The organism is Streptomyces sp. WMMC1477 (genome assembly GCF_027460245.1).
Classification (GTDB): Bacteria; Actinomycetota; Actinomycetes; order Streptomycetales; family Streptomycetaceae; genus Streptomyces.
On sequence record NZ_JAPZBD010000003.1, the window covers coordinates 3,529,527 to 3,548,638 of the forward strand.

Annotated in this window: 19 protein-coding genes and 1 pseudogene; 8 read left to right on the top strand and 12 right to left on the bottom strand. The window is 74.2% G+C overall.

Features of this window, described 5'->3' with window-relative positions; genetic code table 11:
- Positions 1-52 precede the first annotated feature (52 nt).
- Positions 53-1,786, bottom strand: coding sequence for a daptide biosynthesis intramembrane metalloprotease (mpaP, locus tag O7609_RS15845; protein WP_269736322.1), 1,734 nt, complete (start codon positions 1,784-1,786; stop codon positions 53-55).
- Between the two features lie 14 nt (positions 1,787-1,800).
- Here mpaP and O7609_RS15850 point away from each other — a divergent pair.
- Positions 1,801-2,715: pseudogene (locus O7609_RS15850) on the top strand (RNA-guided endonuclease InsQ/TnpB family protein); the annotation flags it as partial.
- Between the two features lie 30 nt (positions 2,716-2,745).
- On the opposite strand, the gene O7609_RS15855 reads toward O7609_RS15850, so the two are convergent.
- The 10 genes from O7609_RS15855 to O7609_RS15900 all read right to left on the bottom strand — a co-directional run bounded on the left by O7609_RS15855 (position 2,746) and on the right by O7609_RS15900 (position 10,855).
- Positions 2,746-3,489, bottom strand: coding sequence for an ABC transporter permease (locus O7609_RS15855; RefSeq protein ID WP_269736321.1), 744 nt, complete (start codon positions 3,487-3,489; stop codon positions 2,746-2,748).
- Entirely contained in the window at positions 3,482-4,252 is a 771-nt protein-coding gene (locus O7609_RS15860; RefSeq protein ID WP_269736320.1) for an ABC transporter ATP-binding protein, read from the bottom strand. Before O7609_RS15860 ends, O7609_RS15855 begins: the two co-directional genes overlap by 8 nt.
- Entirely contained in the window at positions 4,249-4,446 is a 198-nt protein-coding gene (locus tag O7609_RS15865) for a hypothetical protein (protein ID WP_269736319.1), read from the bottom strand. The genes O7609_RS15860 and O7609_RS15865 overlap by 4 nt, the downstream gene beginning before the upstream one ends.
- 97 nt (positions 4,447-4,543) lie before the next feature.
- Positions 4,544-4,714, bottom strand: a complete 171-nt coding sequence (locus O7609_RS15870; protein WP_269743751.1) for a daptide-type RiPP — start codon at positions 4,712-4,714, stop codon at positions 4,544-4,546.
- A gap of 137 nt (positions 4,715-4,851) precedes the next feature.
- The gene (locus tag O7609_RS15875; RefSeq protein WP_257578109.1) at positions 4,852-5,058 is read right to left on the bottom strand and encodes a daptide-type RiPP; all 207 of its coding nucleotides are present in this window, start codon (positions 5,056-5,058) and stop codon (positions 4,852-4,854) included.
- Between the two features lie 36 nt (positions 5,059-5,094).
- Positions 5,095-6,396, bottom strand: coding sequence for a daptide-type RiPP biosynthesis dehydogenase (gene mpaC, locus O7609_RS15880; protein WP_269736317.1), 1,302 nt, complete (start codon positions 6,394-6,396; stop codon positions 5,095-5,097).
- Positions 6,393-7,685: a daptide-type RiPP biosynthesis aminotransferase gene (gene mpaD / locus O7609_RS15885; protein WP_269736316.1), complete on the bottom strand. Its 1,293-nt coding sequence runs from the start codon at positions 7,683-7,685 to the stop codon at positions 6,393-6,395. Before mpaD ends, mpaC begins: the two co-directional genes overlap by 4 nt.
- The gene (mpaM, locus tag O7609_RS15890; protein WP_269736315.1) at positions 7,682-8,557 is read right to left on the bottom strand and encodes a daptide-type RiPP biosynthesis methyltransferase; all 876 of its coding nucleotides are present in this window, start codon (positions 8,555-8,557) and stop codon (positions 7,682-7,684) included. The genes mpaD and mpaM overlap by 4 nt, the downstream gene beginning before the upstream one ends.
- Positions 8,554-9,648 carry a daptide biosynthesis RiPP recognition protein gene (mpaB, locus tag O7609_RS15895; protein ID WP_269736314.1) on the bottom strand — a complete coding sequence of 365 codons (1,095 nt, stop codon included), beginning with the start codon at positions 9,646-9,648 and terminating at the stop codon, positions 8,554-8,556. The genes mpaM and mpaB overlap by 4 nt, the downstream gene beginning before the upstream one ends.
- Before the next feature lie 208 nt (positions 9,649-9,856).
- Positions 9,857-10,855 carry an LLM class flavin-dependent oxidoreductase gene (locus tag O7609_RS15900; RefSeq protein WP_269736313.1) on the bottom strand — a complete coding sequence of 333 codons (999 nt, stop codon included), beginning with the start codon at positions 10,853-10,855 and terminating at the stop codon, positions 9,857-9,859.
- Between the two features lie 614 nt (positions 10,856-11,469).
- Here O7609_RS15900 and O7609_RS15905 point away from each other — a divergent pair.
- The 7 genes from O7609_RS15905 (at position 11,470) to O7609_RS15935 (ending at position 18,302) form a co-directional block, all read left to right on the top strand.
- Positions 11,470-12,516: a glycosyltransferase gene (locus O7609_RS15905; RefSeq protein ID WP_269736312.1), complete on the top strand. Its 1,047-nt coding sequence runs from the start codon at positions 11,470-11,472 to the stop codon at positions 12,514-12,516.
- Positions 12,513-13,949 carry an NDP-hexose 2,3-dehydratase family protein gene (locus tag O7609_RS15910; RefSeq protein ID WP_269743752.1) on the top strand — a complete coding sequence of 479 codons (1,437 nt, stop codon included), beginning with the start codon at positions 12,513-12,515 and terminating at the stop codon, positions 13,947-13,949. Before O7609_RS15905 ends, O7609_RS15910 begins: the two co-directional genes overlap by 4 nt.
- On the top strand, positions 13,946-14,917 hold the full coding sequence (locus O7609_RS15915; RefSeq protein ID WP_269743753.1) for an NAD-dependent epimerase/dehydratase family protein: 972 nt from the start codon (positions 13,946-13,948) through the stop codon (positions 14,915-14,917). Before O7609_RS15910 ends, O7609_RS15915 begins: the two co-directional genes overlap by 4 nt.
- A complete protein-coding gene (locus tag O7609_RS15920) occupies positions 14,914-16,023 on the top strand; it encodes a DegT/DnrJ/EryC1/StrS family aminotransferase (RefSeq protein WP_269736309.1) in 1,110 nt (369 codons plus the stop codon). The genes O7609_RS15915 and O7609_RS15920 overlap by 4 nt, the downstream gene beginning before the upstream one ends.
- Positions 16,020-16,604: a dTDP-4-dehydrorhamnose 3,5-epimerase family protein gene (locus O7609_RS15925; RefSeq protein ID WP_269736308.1), complete on the top strand. Its 585-nt coding sequence runs from the start codon at positions 16,020-16,022 to the stop codon at positions 16,602-16,604. Before O7609_RS15920 ends, O7609_RS15925 begins: the two co-directional genes overlap by 4 nt.
- A 2-nt stretch (positions 16,605-16,606) precedes the next feature.
- On the top strand, positions 16,607-17,836 hold the full coding sequence (locus O7609_RS15930; RefSeq protein ID WP_269743754.1) for a class I SAM-dependent methyltransferase: 1,230 nt from the start codon (positions 16,607-16,609) through the stop codon (positions 17,834-17,836).
- Positions 17,837-17,996: 160 nt separating this feature from the next.
- Positions 17,997-18,302, top strand: coding sequence for a hypothetical protein (locus O7609_RS15935; protein WP_269743755.1), 306 nt, complete (start codon positions 17,997-17,999; stop codon positions 18,300-18,302).
- Positions 18,303-18,345: 43 nt separating this feature from the next.
- On the opposite strand, the gene O7609_RS15940 is transcribed toward O7609_RS15935, so the two are convergent.
- A complete protein-coding gene (locus tag O7609_RS15940) occupies positions 18,346-19,110 on the bottom strand; it encodes an IS5 family transposase (RefSeq protein WP_269734603.1) in 765 nt (254 codons plus the stop codon).
- Positions 19,111-19,112 lie beyond the last annotated feature (2 nt).

Below are 19,112 nucleotides of genomic sequence, written 5' to 3' on the forward strand. Positions count from 1 at the left end.
GGGTGCCGGGGCGGGGCGGTGTCGTGGATCGGGGGGAGGCGTCGGGGGCGGGTCAGCGGAGGGCGGGGGCGATGTAGGTGAGGTACATCCACGCGGCCAGCGGGCGTTCGCCGGCCTCGATCGTGGCCATGCCGGTGTGCTCCTCCGGCGGTTCGCCGGTGGTCAGCGGGAAGCTCTCCACCGGCATCGGCAGGTCCTCGACGTCGCGCACGGGCATGAACGCCGAGAAGGGCGCCGTGGTCCTCTCCGGGGTGGCGGAGGCGACGGTCGCGGTGCCGACGTCGCCGCGCAGGATGACGCCGAGCCGCTGGAGTCGCACCGTCGAGCCCTCGTGCACGGCGGACAGGTCGCTGGACTCGGAGAGCACGAGCGACACCGTGCCGCCCTCGGTGACGAACCCGCCGACGACGGTGTACGGCACCTTGACGAAGGCCAGGGCCGCCGTCACGGCGGCGAGGGCGAGCCCGCAGGCGGCGGCGATCCGGGCGCGGCTCGCTCCCGCCCTGCGCCCCTCGCGGACGAGCCGCCGCGCGGACAGGAAGGCCCGGTAGAGCAGGAAGCAGAGCGCGCCGACGACGAGCAGCCCGCCCACGGCTCCGAGGGCCTGGAGCACGTCCGCCCACAGCGTGGCGGCCACGCCCACCAGGTAGAGCGGGAAGACCATGCAGGCCAGCCCGAAGGGCACGGCCCAGCCGAACTGCGGCAGCCCGCGCGGGTAGCGGCCGCCGAAGAGGACCCTGGCCACCGCGCGGCGCGCGTCGGTCATGGCCCGGTCCCGCAGGTGCGAGACGTCCAGATGGCTCATCAGGGCGAGGTAGCCGTCGAGCTTCACGAACGGCACGACGTTGAAGAAGCTGGTGACGAAGGTGGAGACGGCGAACACGGCCATGCCGTCGTAGAGCGTCGAGGGGCCGTTCACCCGGCCGTAGACCAGGGCGGCCAGCGCCACCGAACCGCCGATCACCGTCTGGGTGACGATGCCCGCGAGGGCGATCCTCGTGCGCTGCTCCTTGTGCGGCAGCCGCCAGCTGTCGGAGACGTCGCAGAAGAACGCGGGCGACATGTAGAAGAGCATGAAGCCGATGCGGTTCGGGCGGCCGCCGTAGTAGGTCAGCGTCGCGCCGTGCCCCAGTTCGTGCAGCAGGGTCGCGAACGCCGTCGCCACCACGAGACCGAGGATGATCGCCAGCGGCATGGGCTGCCCCAGCGCCCGCTCCAGCGCGGGCCCCTGGAGGCTCAGCGAGAACAGCCCGCCGAGGACGAGCAGGGCCGCGAGGACGCCGAAGACCGGCCGGGCGACGGCGCGGATCAGCGGCTCCAGCGCGTCCATGAGCCGCTGCGGCCGCAGCAGGGTGAGCTGCACGGTGAACGGCGGCACGAACTTGACGAGGCCGCGGCGGCGCCGGTGCCGCCCGGGCCGCAGGCTGCCGTCGTCGAGCAGGCCCATGGCGTGCAGCCGCCCCACGGCGGCGCCCACGGCCTGCTCCGTCCACGGCGGGCCGAGGGCCTCCACGAGCCGGGCGTGGTCGCGGACGCCGTCCATGGCCCGCAGCAGCCTGGCCATGTCGGCGCCGACGCGGATGTACTGGTCACCGGAGCGCACGATCCACGGGGCGCCCTCGTCCAGCGGCGCGTGCACCGAGACCCGGCGAGCGGTGCGCGGATAGGCGAGGCGCTCGGCGGCCCGCTCTGGCGGCACCTCCCGCTCCTTGCCCGCGTCGCCGCGCCGCAGGGTGCCGCCGACGCGGGAGGCGATGCCCGTGGGGCGTTGTCCGGTGAGGGTCATCAGGGCCTTCCTTCTTCTACGGTCAGCGCGCGAAGTACCCGCGTTTCACGTCGCGGAAGAAGTCCCGGAAGTCGGCGGAGTACACCACCAGCGCGTTCCGGTTCCGGGACGGGAACCTGACCCTGGCGAAGATGACGGACCCGCTGGACATCGTGTGGTCCCGCCCCCTCCCCGAGGGGGCCTCGCCGTCCACGGTGACGGTGTCCCAGGACGCGGCCGGACGCTGGTACGTGTCCCTGCTCGTCGAGGACCCGTCCGTGAAGCCGCTCCCCGCCACCGACGCGGCCGTCGGCATCGACGTCGGGCTCGATCACCTGCTGACCCTCTCGACCGGCGAGAAGGTCTCCGACCCCCGGCACGAGCGGCGTGACCGTACCCGTCTGGCCAGGGCCCAGCGGCAGCTTGCCCGCAAGGCCAGGGGGGACGGGGCGAACCGGGCCACGGCTCGCCGGAAGGCTGCCAGGGTCTACGCCCGTATCACCGACCGCAGGCGTGGCCTGTTGCACAAGCTCACCACTCGGCTCGTTCGTGAGAACCAGACGATCGTGACCGAGGACCTGACCGTCCGGAACATGCTCAAGAACCGCAGCCTGTCCCGGGCGATCTCCGACGCCGCGTGGTCGGAGTTCCGCGGCATGCTGGAGTACAGGGCCGCCTGGTACGGGCGCGAGGTGGTCGCCGTCGACCGGTCGTACCCCTCCAGCAAACTCTGCTCGGCGTGCGGCGCCCTGCGGGAGAAGATGCCGCTGAACGTCCGCACGTGGACGTGCTGCTGCGGCACCGTGCACGACCGCGACGTGAACGCGGCGCGCAACATCCTGGCCGCTGGGCTGGCGGTATCGGCCTGTGGAGCCGGTGTAAGACCTCAACGGAGTACTCCGGGCGGGCAGTCGGCAATGAAGCAGGAAACCCCACGGCGCGAGCCGTAGGAATCCCCCTCCTGAGGGAGGGGGAAGAAGTCAAGCGATGTCCCGGCTGACCAGACGTCGGCGGGCGAGGAAGCCGGCGAGGGCGAGCCAGCCGCCGATCACCGCGAGGGCGAAGGGCACCGGGAGGGCGTCCTCCTTGCCGTCCAGGTAGACCGAGCCCATCGCGACCTGCATCGTGAAGCGGCCCACCTCGGGCAGCAGCAGGAACAGCGTCTCGTCCACGAACAGGGTCAGGACGAGGGCGATGGCCACGGTGGCGGCCTGGTTGCGGATGAGCCAGCCGAGCATGACGCCCCAGGGCGCGGCCAGGACGACGACGGTGGTGACGCCGAGCAGCGTGCGGGTCGCCTCCCCGCCCCACACCACGTCGAAGCCGAACAGGCCCGCGAACGCGTACGCCGAGGCCGGGGCCAGCGCGGCGGCGAGCAGGGCGAACAGCGCGCCCATCGCGGTGCCCACGGCCGCCTTGGCCGTGAACAGCCGGGTCCGGCCGCCGCACAGCAGCGCCGAGCGGTTGACGGCCCCCGAGCCGTACTCGCGGCTGACGAAGACGGCGCCGAACAGCAGCGAGCCGAGCAGCGCGGAGAACCAGGCGCGCACCATCTCGGCCGTCACGGCGGCGGCGTCGGTGACGCCCTCGTCGAGCTGCTGGTCACCGACGGCGGCGGCGCCGCTGCTGCCCAGCAGCCCCATGAAGAGCGCGACGACGGCCATGATCCACCAGGTGCGCCCGCTCCAGGCCTTGAGCCACTCGGCCTTCAGCAGATCACGCATGGCCCCGACCTCCGGTGGGTGCGGCGGGCTGCGGGGCGGCGGGGTGCCCGCCCCCGTCGGTGCCCGCCAGTTCGAAGAAGCGGTCCTCCAACGAGCCCCCGCCCGCCGGGACGAGCTGGGCGATCGGCCCGCTGTAGCGCAGGGTGCGCTGGACGATGACGACGTCGTCGACGGTCTGCTGCACCTCGGAGAGGATGTGGCTGGAGAGCAGCACGGTGCGGCCCTCGTCGGCGAAGCGGCGCAGGAAGTGCCGCAGCCAGCGGATGCCGTCGGGGTCGAGCCCGTTCGTGGGCTCGTCGAGCACCAGCAGCTCCGGGTCGGCCAGCAGCGCGGCGGCCAGGGTGTGCCGCTGCCTCATGCCGGTCGAGTAGCCCTTGGTCCCGCGGTCGGCGCCGTGCCCGAGGTCCACCAGCTCGATGACCTCGTCCACCCGGGACGCGGGCAGGCCGAGCATCTTCGCCCACACCTGGAGGTCCCGGCGCCCGGTGGTCCCGGGGATGGGGGAGACGCCGTCCATGCTGACTCCCACCCGGTGGGCCGCGCGCCGCAGTTGCGCGTAGGGGCGGCCGAAGACGGTGGCCGTGCCGGCGGTGGGCCGGGTGAGGCCCAGCAGCATGCGCAGCGACGTCGTCTTGCCCGCGCCGTTGCGGCCCAGGAGGCCCACGATCCGGCCGGGGTGCACGTCGAACGACACGTCCTCGACCGCGGTGAGTTCGCCGAACCGCTTGGTCAGCCTGCGGAAGCTCGCCACCGGGGTGCTCATGACCGCCCCGAACGGCGGTCGTTCGCGTTGATCGAGAAGGCGCACAGGACGAGGAAGGCGCCGGAGACACCGATCAGGATCCACTGCGCGGTACCGCCCACGGCCGCGCTCACGGGCATCAGCAGGGCCGCGATGCCCAGCAGGATGTAGGTGCTGGTCTTGGTGGACAGGGGTCCGCCCTGGGGCTGTGGCATGGCTTGCTCTCCGTTGGCTTGCAGACCGTGGGGGGATGGTGGGGGAGACCGGTGGGTGCGGGCCGGCCGCGCGAGGGCCGACCCGCACCCGGCCTCGTCAGGTCGTGGCGGCGACGCTGAGCGCGCTCACGGCGATGCTGAAGGTCAGGCCGTCCTTGAAGCCGGTGTAGAAGCCCGGGGCCTCCATGGCCTCCAGCTCCTGCATCCCCAGCTCCAGCTCGGCAAGACCGTTATCCTTGACGATGGAATCGAAGGTGTTGTCCTGCATCGTTTCTCACCACCTTTCCTGGAATACGTGGCATTCATGGGTTTCCTGGCATGGCGGACGGGAGAGACGGTGGGTTTCACCGCATCCCGCGTGCGGCGCCCTGGCGTGCGGTACAGGCACCCAGGGCGCCGTCCGTGTCAGGTGATCGCGGCGCCGGAGACAGCGAGGTAGACGCTGCCGTAGCCGATGGCGCTGGTCACGGCGGTACCCGTGCCGAAGCCGGCCCACGTGGCCCAGCCCGGGGCCTCCATGGCCTCCAGCTCCTGCATGCCCAGCTCCAGGCCGGGCATCTCCTCGGCCGCGAGGGTGTTGAACGTGGCCTCCATGTTTCCCTCCTTCATCATGTGCGGATTTCCTTATCGGTCCTCCGTGCGCACCGCTCAGACGGCGCGCACGGAAGTGTGCGGTGCCGCCCCCGGCCCGGCGGGGGCGGTTTCGGGAGCCGCTCCGGCGGGGGCTCCGTTGGCGGCGGGGGCGGCTTCGGGGGCGACGGCGGCGGACAGCACCCGGCGGACGGAGTCCGCCGGGACGCCGCGCAGCATCGGGAGCCCCGCACCCCAGGCGCGCTGGGTGCGGCGGACGGCGTCGTCGATCCGGGCGGGGTCCGCGGTGAGCCGCCGCCCGATGCCCCAGGCGTCGATCAGGGCCGCGACACCGTCCGCCGGGTCCGCGGGCCACCGGGGGGAGCCGGCGGCGCGGACGGTCTCCCAGACGCGGGCCAGCCGGCGGGCCGAGCCCCAGGCGGCGCCCGAGTCCTCCGCCACCGCCCGCCACAGCGGGGGCAGCAGCGCGGCGACGGCCGTCATCTTGCGCACGCCCAGCGTCCAGGACAGCTCGTTGGCCAGGAACCAGCCCTTGGCCGCGTAGCGCTCGCGCCCGACGGCGGCCCACGGGCCGTGGGTCAGCCCGCTGACCTTCGCGATCTCGGCGCGCAGGGCGTCGTCCCCCACGACGGCGCGCGCCCCGAGCGTCCCCCGGACCCGCGCGAGCTGCTCCCCGAGAGCGGTGAGCCGTGCGACGAGCGCCTCGGTCAGGGCGTCCTCGGTCGGCTGGTCGTGAGCGGCGCCCGCGTAGAGGCTGCTTGCGCGGAACAGCGCCTCCAGGACGCCTTCGGCGAGCAGTTCGCCGGGCAGCGTGGCGGTGGCCGCGGGGTCGACGAGCGCCACGTCGGGGCGCAGCCCGTCACCCAGCACCAGCCGTCGCCCGTCGCCGTGCTCGACACAGGCCGCCGCGCTCAGCTCGGTCCCGGTGCCGACCGTCGTCGGCACGGCGACGAGCGGCAGCGCCCGGGCTCCCCCGGAGGGCAGCACGACGAGCCCGGCCCGCTGGGGATGCCCCAGCCGCTCGGCGTTCCGGCCGTCCCCCCGGACGGCGACCGCCAGCTTGGCCTGGTCGACGACGGTGCCTCCGCCGACGGCGACGAGCAGCTCGGTACCCTCGGCGGCGAGCCGCCCGGCGAGCTCCCCCACCCGCGCGACCGTGCCCGGCGTGGTGACCGGCACGAGGGTGGCCTCGGCGCCAGCGGCGCGCAGCAGCGACAGCAGCCGGGTCGTCAGCGGGCCGCGGGCGACCGCCGGGTCGGCCAGGACCGTCACCCGGCGCTCGGGCCGGGTGGCCAGCCAGTCGCCGAAGCCGTCGGCGCCCAGCAGCACCAGGGTCGGGCAGTGCCAGCCGAGGCTCATCCGGCCACCCCCGTTCCGGTGGCCGCCGCGGTCGTTCCGGTGGCCGCCGCGGAGGGGGCGTCCAGACCCGCGCGCACGCAGTCCAGCAGCTCCGTCAGCTCGGCCTCGGTGTAGGTGAGGGCGGGGATCAACTGCACGCCGTCGGGCCCGGGATGGGTCACGGCACCGGCGTCCCGGACCGCGGCGACCACCGACGCCACCTCCGAGCCCGGCAGGGGGCCGCCGTCCCGGCCGGCCAGCCGGAGCGCGCGGAAGCAGCCCCGGCCCTCCGTGCTCAGTACCCGGGGGTGCTCCCGCACCAGCTCGGCCAGCTTCTCGTCGAGCCGCCGGGACAGGGCGCGGGACCGCCCGACGGCGTCCAGCCGGTCCATCTCCTCCAGCGTGGCCAGGATGGCGGCGCAGGCCGAGGGGGTGCCCGCCTGCGTCTCGCCGTGGGCCAGGACGACACCGGGCCGGTCGAACGACCGGGCCAGCTCGGCGGAGACGACCACGGCGGCCGCCGCCATCGTGCCGTTGGTCAGCCCTTTGGAGGTCACCAGCAGGTCCGGCTGCGAGGGCCACTCCTGCGAGGCGAAGAACGGTCCGGTGCGGCCGAAGCCGGTGGCCACCTCGTCGGCGACCAGCAGGAACCCGTACCGCTCCCGCAGCCCCAGCAGCCGCCCGAGGTAGTGCGGGCTCAGCGGGACGGTCCCGCTGCCGCGCACCGGCTCGACGACGACGGCCGCGATCCGGCCGCCCTGCCGCTCCAGCAGCTCGGCCAGCTCGGCCGGGTCGTCCCCGGACACATGGCGCACCAGCCGCTGGTCGACCCCGTAGAGCTGTTGCCCCAGGTCCTCACCGGTGAGGCCGAAGCTGCCGAACGTCAGCCCGTGGTAGCTGCCGCGCAGCCCCACGACGACCTTGCGGCCCGGGTCACCGCGCAGCGCGTGGTGCAGCCGGGCGAGCTTCATCACCAGGTCGTTGGCGGCGCCGCCCGAGGTGGAGAACAGCACCCGCCGGTAGTGCGGCCCGCAGACGTCGGCGAGGGCCTGGGCCGCCCGCCGCGCGTAGGCGTTCTCGTACCGGAAGACGCTGAGGTAGGAGGCGTCCCGCAGGGAGGCGGCGACGGCCTCGGCGATCGCCTCGTTGCCGTAGCCGAGGTTGGCGTTCCACAGGCCGCTGGTGCCGCACAGCAGCTCACGGCCGTCGGCCAGCCGCACGCGCACGCCCTTGGCGGACACGGTGCACAGGCCGTCGTCACCCTGCCGGGACGGCTCCAGCAGGGAGGGCCACAGCGCCTGAGGCGTCATCGGGGTCCCTCCGTCGCTTCGGTCGCTCGCGTGACCTCGGAAGCTCGCGTCGCTTCGGCCGCTGCGGTCGCCTCGAGCAGGACGTCGCGGTGCCGGCTCCCGGCCGCCGAGAGGGTCTGGGTGCCGCGGACCGTGAACCCGGCCGCCGTCAGCTCGGCGGTGAGGGCGGCGACGGGCAGCACCGTGACGCGGGAGACGCAGACCGGGACCGGTCCGGTGCCCGAGACGTCGGCCGGGCGCAGGGTCACGGTGCGCACACCGCGGGCCGGCTCCCACAGCTCGTGGAGCACGTACTCCCGGCCGCTCGCCCCGGTGAGGGGCTGCCGCACCTCCGTCGGACCCTCCCCGGCGTCCGCCACCTCGACGGTGGACAGCGCGAACGTCCCGCCCGGCGCCAGGTGTTCCCGAACGCAGCGGTAGAGCCCGGCCCGCCCGGCGGCGTCGAGCAGCGACACGGACGTCGTGCCCAGCACCACGGCGGCGAAGCGGCGCCCGAGGGCGAAGTCGCTCATGTCGCCGCGCACCGGGCGGCAGTTGCGGCGCAGCCGCTCGGGTGCCTCCGCGAGCCGGGCGGTCAGCCGCTCCAGCATGGCCGGGGCCAGCTCCAGCGCGGTCACCTCGCGGCCCGCTGCCAGCAGCGGGAAGGTCAGCCTGCCGGTTCCGGCGGCCAGTTCGAGCACCGGGCCGCGGGTAGGGCGGACCAGTCCGAGCAGTTCGCGCACCTCGAAGGCGTCCCGGCGGCTGAGGTCGTCGTAGAGCGGGGCGCCGGTCTCGTCGTAGACGCCGCAGACGCGCGCCCGCCCGCCCAGTGCGGCGAGCTCCTCGCCCGCGGTGCCGGGGACGCCGGCGAGGATGGGCGGTGGGGCCGTCATCGCGCGGCCTCCGTACGGTTCGTCAGGGGCACGTCGGCGCGCTCGAAGAACGCGGTGACCTCGGCCAGCGCGGCCGTGTCCACCCGCTCGGCGGCGGTCTCCACGTCACCGCAGGCCAGGACCGTCTCGGCGATGCGGGCGGCGTCCGTCCCGAGCTGGAAGAAGCGGCCGGTCCGCGGGGAGTGGACGTAGGCGCCCCGCTCGTTCCACAACAGCAGCGGCAGCTCGGTGCCGTGTGCGTCGGCGGCCCCGGCCACCGGCTCCGCCGTCTCCGACAGCCGGCCGCCGAAGCCGGAGACGCGCAGGTGGGACACGTCCCGGGCGCGCAGTTCGCGCAGCGCGTCCAGCGCCGCCAGATACCGGCCCAGCCAGGGGCGTCCGGCCAGGGCCGCGCAGCGCTCGGCCTCCGGCACGGCGGCCCCCAGCCCGACGGCGCAGGGGTGGGCGCTGTCTCCGTTGACGCGCTCCCAGGCGGCGAGGAGGTCGGCGAAGGCGTCCCCGGCCGAGCCGAGGGCCACCCCGCCGGGCGCGGTCGAGACGGTGCCGTCGGCGCCGGCGTACAGCCGCGTCGCCGGGCCGTCGGCGGCCGGGGACGCGCCCAGCGAGGGCAGGTCGGCGAGCCGGATGACGGGGTCGGTGGCGAAGGCCGGGAACACGCCCTCGGCACGGGCCCGGTCGGCGTCCGCGAGGTAGGCGGCGAAGTCGGAGCCGTCGGAGACGCGGATCAGGGTGGGCCCGATCACGGACATGTACTGGCTCGCGGAGTACTCCTGCGTCTGGAGGAAGAAGGAGTCGTCGATGGACAGTTCGTCGCCGGGCTGGGCGGCCGAGCCCTCGTAGCCGACGACGACCGGCGAGCCCGGCTCCGGACCCTCGGGCGGCGAGGGCGCCACGCCGGGGGCGAGTACGAGGGAGTGGGGTCCGGCCAGGTCCCCGCCGAGGACGGCGGGGAGCAGGCCCGCGTCCTCCAGGACCACGGTCAGGGCGCCGGGACGGGCCGCCGGCTGGGCGTCGGCGGCCTGCCGGTGGCGGGTGCCGGTGCCCCAGGACACGAGGTGCCGCTTCGCCAGGCTCGTGTGGTGGTCCACCATGTCCGCTCTCCCTTGGGTGTGCTGGTCGTGCTCGGTGTGCTCGGTGTGCCGCTGTGCGTGGGGGGTGAGAGGCCCGGCGCCGGGCCGTCCCGCTGACGGGCCCGGGTTCGCCGGTGGGTGCCGTCCCGGGCCGGGGATGTCTCCGGCCCGGGACGGCGGTCGGGGGCCGGGCCCGTCTCGTCCCCCTGGTGAGGTGGTCGGTGGCGTCTCAGCCCGGTGCGAGGGCCGTCAGCAGCGTCTTCAGGTCCTCCAGGGCCGCCTTCGGGCCCTCGCGTTGACACAGACCGGTGAGGTTGAGGACGACCTCGTCGACCCCGGCGGCGTGGTACTCGGCGATGCGCGAGCGCAGTTCGTCGAGATCCCCGTAGAGGAACGCGCCGCCCTCGACGAGCCGTTTGGCGTTCAGCCGCGCGTCGTCGGTGTCCGCCTCGATCCCGGCGCGGCGCAGCATGTCGACGTAGTGGGGCGCCGCGAGGTGCGCGGCGTTGCTCGCGAGGGCCAGCTCGGCGGCGTCCCGCCCGGGCCGGTGCAGCGCGAGGGGCACCATGGCCGTCAGATGCGGCACCGGCCGGTCCGCCGTCCGGGCCCCCTCCTCCAGCGCGGGCCGCAGTGTGCTCCGGACGTAGGAGGCGGGGGTGAGCCAGGTGACGGCGGCGTCCGCGACCTCCCCGGCCAGCCTGGCCATGCCAGGGCGCAGTACCCCGAGCCCGATGCCCACCTGAGGTGAGGGGGCCGGGGGCAGAGCGCCGTGGCAGGAGAAGTAGCGGCCCCCCACGTCGACGGTCTCGCCCGCGAGCAGCCCGCGCACGATGGTGACGTACTCACGGGAGGCGGTCAGGGGGCTCGCGTAGGGGGCGCCGAGCAGGCTGGCCTGGAAGGACGCGCCGCCGGGCCCGAAGGCGGCGAGCACGGACCGGCCCGTCGTCAGGGCCAGCGAGCGCGCCTGCTGGGCGGCCTCGAAGGGGTGCCGCAGCGGCATGAGCGTGACGCCGACGCCGGTGGGGACGCGGAAGCCGGTACCGGCCGCGGCGGCGAAGCCCTGGAACGGCTCCACCATCATGGCCTGGCCCTGCCACAGCCGCACCGCCGGAGTCCAGTCCACCAGCGCCGCGAACGGCAGCAGTTGCTCCGGCCGGCGCGGCAGGAACGGCACCAGCACCGAGAGGGCGGTCTCGGCGGCCCCGGGCTCTCTCCGGCTCGATCTCACAGTTCTCTCCTCGGTCCGTCCACGCCGCGCGTGCGGCGGTGCCGGACGTGATTCCCCCGTGGCCCAGGCGGTGGTCGACGCCGCCGACGGAAAACGTCGGAGACGCTTACCCTTTCGGGCCATCGTTCATGTTCCGGCGGTATTTCGGCGGGGCATTATCGAGGCTCGGGAAAACCGGCCGTCCGTGCCCTGTCCGCCGGACGGAAATGACGATAGCAGCGGACGGGCGGCCGGTGCTCCCGTCTCAGGACGGGTATCTCCCCCTCCCTGAGTAGGGGATCCGGAGCTTCCGCTTGCGCCGGCGAGGATGCCCGTTGCACCATCGCAGCGCAGCCGCCCACCCGCCGACGGTTCGGTGGCGGTCCGGTGATCAACGCTGGTCACGGCGGTGCGTGCGGCGCATACGGCCGAGGTCGGCACGGTGCCCACGGGCCCGCCGGAGCAGGCCGGAGCGGAAGCCCGGCAGCGGGTACGGGCCGGCGCGCGGCCGGCCGTGGAGGGGACGGCCGGCCCGGCCCGCCCCCTTTCCGTCCCCGGCATTCCACCGGTGTCCAACCTGGTTCACCTTTCCCGAAGACGGCGGTGTTTCGACCGGCGGGAACGAAAGGAAAACGATGCCCCGCGTCTCGGTCATCTGCCCGGCCTACAACCGCGGCCGGGAACTGCTGCACACCGTGAATTCCGTCCGGGCCCAGACGTTCCGGGACTGGGAACTGATCGTCGCCTCGGACGCCAGCGACGACGACACGGACGAGGTCGCCGCCGAAGTGGCGGCGGAGGACCGGCGGGTGCGGCTCCTGCGCACCGAGCGCTTCGGCTTCCCGGCCGGACCGGTGAACGCGGCCCTACGCGGCATCAGCGGCGCGTACGTCGCCTACCTCGACCACGACGACCTGTGGGAGCCCGAGCACCTGGCCACCCTCGTCGCCGTGCTGGACGAAGGCGCCGACTGGGTCGCCGCCCGCTCCCGCAAGGCGGACGCCCGGGGCCGCGTCACCGAGACCCTCGACCCCCTCACGCTGTGCTGGCACCCCGAGATCCAGCTCATGAACCCGCTGTTCGAGAACTCCTGCGCCCTGCACCGCAGCGAACTCGCCGAAGTCGTCGGCGGCTGGCGGGAGTCCGGCGTCGGGCTGGAGGACTGGGACCTGTGGCTGCGGCTCACGGACGCCGGGGCGCGCTGCACGACCCTGCTCGACCGCACCGTCACGCTCCTGCACGACCCGGGCACCCGGCAGCACAGCCTGCCCTGCGCCCACGAGCACGAGATCGCCCGGCTGCCCGACCCGCGCGCCGCCCGCGCCGCCTACCGCGCCCTCACCCACCCCCGGCACTTCGAGGCGGGTTACGAGGCGGCCACCGCCGACCTGCTGCGCTGGTACGGCGGCCTCGCCGAACGCGGCGAACTCGTCTTCCCCCGCGGCTGGGAGGGCGGCGCCGAGGCACTGCCGGAGGCCGTGCGGCGGCACGTCCGGGCCGTCGCGCCGGTGTGGAACAACCTCGTCATCGAGCCCAAGGACGACCACGTGGCGCTGAGCATGGTCCTCAGCACGATGACCGCCGAGCACGCGCGCCGCTACACCGACTACTTCCGCTCCGCCATGCACAGCCAGATGGAGTTCTACGAGGCCGTGCTGCCGCCCGGGAGCGTCGTCCGGTGAGCGGCGAGCGCGAGGCGTGCGGCGGGCGCGAGGCGTGCGGCGAGCGCGGGGTGTGCGGCGGGCGCGGGGTGTGCGGCGGGCGCGAGGCATGCGAGGCGTCCGGGACGCGCGGGGCGGCCGTCGTCCCGCCGGAACTGCGGCGGCTGCTGGACGAGGCCGCGGCGAGGACGTACACCCGCGCCGAACGCGTCCCGCTGGCCGAACTGGACTCCTGGTTCACCGACCCGGCCACCGGCACGCTGCGGCACGCGAGCGGCGGGTTCTTCAGCGTGCGCGGCGTCCGCGTCCACCGGCCCGGCCACCCCGTGCCCGGCTGGGACCAGCCGATCATCGACCAGCCGGAGACCGGCGTCCTCGGCCTCCTCGTCGGCGACCTCGGGGGAGTGCGGCACTGCCTCGTCCAGCTCAAGCCCGAACCCGGCAACCACAACGGCATCCAGATCTCCCCGACGGTGCAGGCCACCCGCAGCAACTACCTCGGCCTGCACGGCGGCCGCCGCGTCCCCTACCTGGAGCACTTCACCACCCGCGGCCGGCACCGGGTGCTGGCGGACGTGCGCCAGTCCGAACAGGGCGCCTGGTTCCTGCGCAAGCGCAACCGCAACCTCGTCCTCGACGCCGGCGACACCGCCGAGGAGATTCCGGTCCTGGATCACTTCACCTGGCTGCCGCTGGACACCCTGCACGCCCTGCTGGCCGTCGACGACCTCGTCAACATGGACACCCGCTCGGTGCTGGCCTGTCTGCCTCCGCCACCCGCCCCCCTGGGAACCCCCGCCCTGCACTCCGACACCGAGGTGCTGAGCTGGATCACCGACCAGCGCACGGCCACGGACCTGCGCGTCACCCCGGCCCCCCTGCACGACCTCGCCCACTGGCACCGCGACGCCGACGGCATCCGGCACGACAGCGGCAGCTTCTTCGAGGTCGTCGGCGTCCGGGTCACGGCCCACGGCCGGGAGGTCGCGGGCTGGTGCCAGCCGATGCTGGCCCCCGTCGGCACCGGGCTCGTCGCCCTGCTGACCACCCGGGTCGACGGCGTGCCGCACGTGCTGCTGGAGCTGCGTCCCGAACCCGGCTCCGCCGACGTCGCCGAGCTCGCCCCCACCGTGCGCTGCCTGCCGCGCAACTACACCGCCCTGCCCGCCGAGGCCCGGCCGCCCTTCCTGGACCACGTCCAGGACGCCGACCCCACCCGTGTCCTCTTCGACAGCGTGCAGTCCGAGGAGGGCGGTCGGTTCCACCACGCCCGCACCCGGCACCTGATCGTGGAGAGCGAGCCGCTGCCCGAGCCGCCCGGCCACCGCTGGCTCAGCCTGCCCCAGCTCACCGAACTCCTGCGGCACAGCCACTACGTGACCATGGAGACCCGCAGCCTCCTCGCCTGCCTGCGCTCCCTGCCCGGGTACGGCACCTCAGGGGGCGCGGCATGACGCCTCCGCTCGTCGCCGTCCTCGGTGCCGGCGGGCTGCTGGGCTCCGCCGTCACCGCGCTGCTGGCCCGCCGCCCCGGCCGGGTCCGCGCCGTCTCCCGCCGTCCCCTCGCCATGCCGCCCGACGCCCTCGCCTACGCCCCCGTCGGCGCCCTCGCCGACGTCGAGACCCTCACCGCCGACCTGACGGAACCCGGCGCCCTGGGCGCCGCTCTCACCGGTGCCGACGCCGTCGTCTACCTGCTCACCCACCGGACGCCCGAAGGCAGCTGGCGCGTCGACCCGCACGACGCCCACGCCCGCCACGTCAACCTCGGCCTGCTCGCCGACACCCTCACCGCGCCCCGCTGCGGCGCGCCCCGCCGCACCGTCGTCTTCGCCTCCTCCCTCGGCGCCCGCCCCGACGGCACGGCGTACGAGCGCTACAAGCTCGCCGCCGAGGACGCCCTGCTCCGCGCCTCCGGGGAAGGCGTCGTCTCCGGCGTCCCGGTACGTCTGCCCACCGTCTTCGGCCCGCCCGCCGCGCCGTCGGCCGTCGACCACGGCGTCGTCAGCGCCATGACCCGCCGCGCCCTGGCCGGGAAGCCGCTCACCCTGTGGCACGACGGCACCGTGCGCCGCGACTTCCTGTACGTCGACGACGCAGCCCGGGCCCTCGTCGCCGCCCTCGACCACGCCCCCCGACTCGGCGGCCGGGCCTGGCCCGTCGGCAGCGGCACCCCCATCGAGGTCGGCACCGTCTTCACCGCCGTCGCCGAGCTCGTCGCCCGCCACACCGGCACCGTCCCGGTGCCCGTGCACACCGCCGCCCCCGCCGACCCGGCGGCGGCCGACCTCCGCGACGTCACCGCGCACGACCCGCGGTTCCGCACCATCACCGGCTGGCACCCCCGCGTCCCGCTGCCCACCGCGCTGGAGCGGACGGTCGCCGCGCTCGCCCGCCCGCACCACGAGAGGACCCCGCTGTGACGATCCGCGTCTGGAGCTACCTGGAGGAGTACGGCGACGAACGCGAGGACCTCCTCGACGCCGTGCAGACCGTCTTCGCCTCGGGACAGCTCGTCCTCGGCGCCAGCGTGCGCGGCTTCGAGGAGGAGTTCGCCGCCTACCACGGGCTCGCCCACTGCGTCGGCGTCGACAACGGCACCAACGCCGTCAAGCTCGCCCTCCAGGCCCTCGGCGTCGGCCCCGGCGACGAGGTGATCACCGTCTCCAACACCGCCGCGCCCACCGTCCTCGCCATCGACGCCGTCGGCGCCACCCCCGTCTTCGTCGACGTCCGCGCCGAGGACCACCTCATGGACACCGGCCAGGTCGCCGCCGCCGTCACCGAACGCACCCGCGCCCTCCTGCCCGTCCATCTCTACGGCCAGTGCGTCGACATGGACCCTCTGCGTGAACTCGCCCGCCGCCACGGGCTCGCCGTCGTCGAGGACTGCGCTCAGGCCCACGGCGCCCGCCACCACGGCCGTCTCGCCGGCACCCTCGGCGACGCCGCCGCGTTCTCCTTCTACCCGACCAAGGTGCTCGGCGCCTACGGCGACGGCGGTGCCGTCACCACCGACGACGAGACGGTCGCCGAGAGCCTGCGCCGCCTGCGGTACTACGGCATGGAGGAGCGCTACTACGTCGTCCGGACCCCCGGCCACAACAGCCGCCTCGACGAGGTGCAGGCCGAGATCCTGCGCCGCAAGCTCACCCGGCTCGACGCCTACACCTCCGCCCGCCGCGTCGTCGCCGACCGCTACGCCGAGGCCCTCGCCGACACCCCGCTCGTCCTGCCCCGCACCGCGCCGGGCAACGAACACGTCCACTACGTCTACGTCGTCCGCCACCCGCGCCGCGACGACATCCTCGCCGCCCTCCGCCGCCGCGGCATCGAGCTCAACGTCAGCTACCCCTGGCCCGTCCACACCATGACCGGCTTCGCCCACCTCGGCTACCGCGAAGGCTCCCTGCCCGTCACCGAGGCCCTGGCCGAGGAGATCTTCTCCCTGCCCATGTACCCCGCCCTGCCCCGCGCCGTGCAGGACGAGGTCATCGGCGCCCTGCGCGACGTCCTGGCGGACCTGTGAGGTCCCGCCCGCTGGCCGTCGCCGGCGCCCTCGAGTTCACCCCCGAGGTGTTCCCCGACGCACGCGGCCGCTTCACCTCGACGTTCCAGGGCGAGCCCTTCGCCGCCGCCCACGGGACACCCCTGTTCGCCGTCGCCCAGGCCAGCTACAGCACCTCCCGGCGTGACGTCCTGCGCGGCGTCCACTACAACGCCCGGTTCCCCGGCGTCGCCAAGTACGTCACCTGCCCGGCCGGTTCGGCTCTCGACTTCCTCGTCGACCTGCGCCTGGGCTCGCCCACCTTCGGCCGCCACGACGTCGTCCGGCTCGACGCCGAGCACGCCCGCGCCCTGTACGTCCCGCCCGGCGTCGGCCACGCCTTCCTCGCCCTCACCGACGGCACCCTCATGGCCTACCTGCTCTCCGCGCCCTACGACCCGACGGACGAGCTCGCCCTCTCGCCCTTCGACCCGGCGCTCGGACTGCCCCTGCCCGACGGCCTGCGGCCCGTCGTCTCGCCCCGGGACCGCGCCGCCCGCACCCTCGCCGAGGCCCGCGCCGCCGACGCCCTGCCCACCTACCAGCCGCACCACGGGAGCTGACCATGCCGCCCACCACCACCTGCCGCGTCTGCGACGCGCCCCTTCGGCAGTTCCTCGACCTCGGACGCCAACCCCTCTCCGACGCCTTCCGCTCCCCGGACGCCGACCCCGCCGACGAGTTCTTCTTCCACCTCGCCGTCGGCCACTGCACCGGCTGCACCATGGTCCAGCTCATGGAGGAGGTCCCGCGCGAGAAGATGTTCCGCGAGGACTACCCGTACCACTCCTCCGGCTCCTCCGTGATGCGCGAGCACTTCGCCGCCACCGCCCGCCAGCTCCTGGCCCGGGAACTCACCGGCGAGGACCCCTTCGTCATCGAACTCGGCTGCAACGACGGCGTCATGCTCGACACCGTTCGGCGGGCGGGCGTGCGCCACCTCGGCGTCGACCCCTCGGCCGGCGTCGGCGACGTGGCCCGTGCCAAGGGCATCCGGGTGCGCACCGCGTTCTTCGAGGAGGCCACGGCACGGGAGATCGCGGCCGAGGAGGGCCCGGCCGACGTCGTCTACGCCGCCAACACCCTCTGCCACATCCCCTATCTCGACTCCGTCCTCCGCGGCCTCGACGCCGTCCTCGCCCCCGGCGGCGTCTTCGTCTTCGAGGACCCCTACCTCGGCGACATCGTCGAGCGCACGTCCTACGACCAGATCTACGACGAGCACTTCTACCTCTTCACCGCCCGCTCCGTCGCCGCGCTCGCCGAGCGCTTCGGCTTCGAGCTGGTCGACGTCGAGCGGCTCCCCGTCCACGGCGGCGAGCTGCGCTACACCCTGGCCCGCGCCGGCGCCCGCACCCCCGCCCCGGCCGTCGCCGCGCTCCTGGCCGAGGAGGAGCGCCGGGGCCTCGCCGACCCGGCCACCCTGGCCGCCTTCGCCGCCCGCGTCGCCCGAAGCCGCGACGACCTCCTGGAGCTCCTGACGCGACTGCGCGCCGAAGGCCGCACCGTCGTCGCCTACGGCGCCACGGCCAAGAGCGCCACGGTGGCCAACTACTGCGGCATCGGCCCGGACCTGGTCTCCTTCGTCTGCGACACCACCCCGGCCAAGCAGGGCAGGCTCACCCCCGGCGCCCACCTCCCGGTCCGCCCGGCCACCGCCTTCGCCGAGCCCTACCCGGACTACGCCCTCCTCTTCGCCTGGAACCACGCCGAGGAGATCATGGCCAAGGAGCCCGCCTTCGCCGCCTCCGGCGGCCACTGGATCACCTACGTCCCCGACGTCCGCGTGCTCTGACTCCGGGGGAGTTCACCGGGCCGGTCGTCCAGGAGCCGGGCGCTGACGAAGTCCAGGACTTGATCGAGTGCCTGGCGGGTGGGCTGGCCCGGTGCGTCGACGAGGTGCTCGGTGAGAACGGAGCGCGGGGGCAGGTACCCGTCCGTGCTGGCATCCTCGGATGCTCGCTCCGGTGCTGTGCCAGCCGTCGTTCCCGGTGCCGGTCACCGGAAGCCATGCCTCCACCTTCGACATCGCCCCCACGGGACTCGCCGCCGTCCGTGACCGCTGCGAGCGCGAAGGCCTGACGGTCATGGGGTGGCGCTTCCGCGCCGATCGCCTGGTGCCCGGCGCACGGTTCGCCTTCCTGCGCCGCGAACTCTGGTTGCCCTGGTCGGGGCCGGGATCGTTCACGCCCGCAAGACCGGCACGGGTCATGCACATCCCCACTGCACCGACACCCGGAAACCCGTCGCCACAGAGATGATCTTTTAATGACCTTGTCGGACCATACTGAGCCTTTGCCAACCTCACTTTGAGCTGGCCAGATGTAGGGCGAGGACGGCCTGCACGAGGCCGGTGGTGCGGATGGTCGAGCAGCGGAGCCTGCGGAGGAGCCGCCAGGCCTTGAGAGTGGCGACGGCCTGCTCGACGAGGGCCCGGATCTTCGCTTGGGACCGGTTCACGGCTTTCTGACCTGCGGAGAGGGTCTCCCACCGTCCCCAGCACGGGGTGCGGACTGTGCCGCCGGCGCCCCGGTAGCCCTTATCCGCCCAGCACGTGACGCCGACCTCGGTGAGGGCTTCGACGATGCCGTGTTCGCGGGCCGCGCGGACGTCGTGGACCGCGCCGGGCAGGGCCGGTGAGGCCCACAGCAGACGGCCGAAGGGGTCGGCGAGGACCTGCACATTCATCCCGTGTTTCTTGTGCTTGCCGGAGAAGAAGGGCCGGTCGGCTGCGATCCGGTCGATCGGCAGGAGCGTCCCGTCGAGCAGGACGTAGGCCTTCCCCGAAGCGGTCCGAACCGCCTCGGCGAGGGTCGGTGCGAGTGCGGCCAGCAGCTCGACGGCCTCGTTGATGTACCGGTAGACCGTACTCGTGCCGATCTCGAAACCCGCCGCGAGCTGGGCATATGTGGTCCCGTTGCGTAGATGCGCCAGCACCAGCAGGGCCTGACGGCCGACGGTGAGCCGACGCCAGCGGCTTCCGATCCGACGACGGTGCTCGCGCAGACGAGCGGCGAGGAAGGTCAGGGACCGACTGGACACGTCCAGCCCGCACGGGTAGACAAGCACGT

What these genes read in the sequence shown, in the direction of transcription:
- mpaP (WP_269736322.1), bottom strand. Translation starts at nt 1,786, where the DNA reads ATGACCCTCACCGGACAACGCCCCACGGGCATCGCCTCCCGCGTCGGC.
- O7609_RS15855 (WP_269736321.1), bottom strand. Translation starts at nt 3,489, where the DNA reads ATGCGTGATCTGCTGAAGGCCGAGTGGCTCAAGGCCTGGAGCGGGCGC.
- O7609_RS15860 (WP_269736320.1), bottom strand. Translation starts at nt 4,252, where the DNA reads ATGAGCACCCCGGTGGCGAGCTTCCGCAGGCTGACCAAGCGGTTCGGC.
- O7609_RS15865 (WP_269736319.1), bottom strand. Translation starts at nt 4,446, where the DNA reads ATGCCACAGCCCCAGGGCGGACCCCTGTCCACCAAGACCAGCACCTAC.
- O7609_RS15870 (WP_269743751.1), bottom strand. Translation starts at nt 4,714, where the DNA reads ATGCAGGACAACACCTTCGATTCCATCGTCAAGGATAACGGTCTTGCC.
- O7609_RS15875 (WP_257578109.1), bottom strand. Translation starts at nt 5,058, where the DNA reads ATGATGAAGGAGGGAAACATGGAGGCCACGTTCAACACCCTCGCGGCC.
- mpaC (WP_269736317.1), bottom strand. Translation starts at nt 6,396, where the DNA reads ATGAGCCTCGGCTGGCACTGCCCGACCCTGGTGCTGCTGGGCGCCGAC.
- mpaD (WP_269736316.1), bottom strand. Translation starts at nt 7,685, where the DNA reads ATGACGCCTCAGGCGCTGTGGCCCTCCCTGCTGGAGCCGTCCCGGCAG.
- mpaM (WP_269736315.1), bottom strand. Translation starts at nt 8,557, where the DNA reads ATGACGGCCCCACCGCCCATCCTCGCCGGCGTCCCCGGCACCGCGGGC.
- mpaB (WP_269736314.1), bottom strand. Translation starts at nt 9,648, where the DNA reads ATGGTGGACCACCACACGAGCCTGGCGAAGCGGCACCTCGTGTCCTGG.
- O7609_RS15905 (WP_269736312.1), top strand. Translation starts at nt 11,470, where the DNA reads ATGCCCCGCGTCTCGGTCATCTGCCCGGCCTACAACCGCGGCCGGGAA.
- O7609_RS15915 (WP_269743753.1), top strand. Translation starts at nt 13,946, where the DNA reads ATGACGCCTCCGCTCGTCGCCGTCCTCGGTGCCGGCGGGCTGCTGGGC.
- O7609_RS15930 (WP_269743754.1), top strand. Translation starts at nt 16,607, where the DNA reads ATGCCGCCCACCACCACCTGCCGCGTCTGCGACGCGCCCCTTCGGCAG.
- O7609_RS15935 (WP_269743755.1), top strand. Translation starts at nt 17,997, where the DNA reads ATGCTCGCTCCGGTGCTGTGCCAGCCGTCGTTCCCGGTGCCGGTCACC.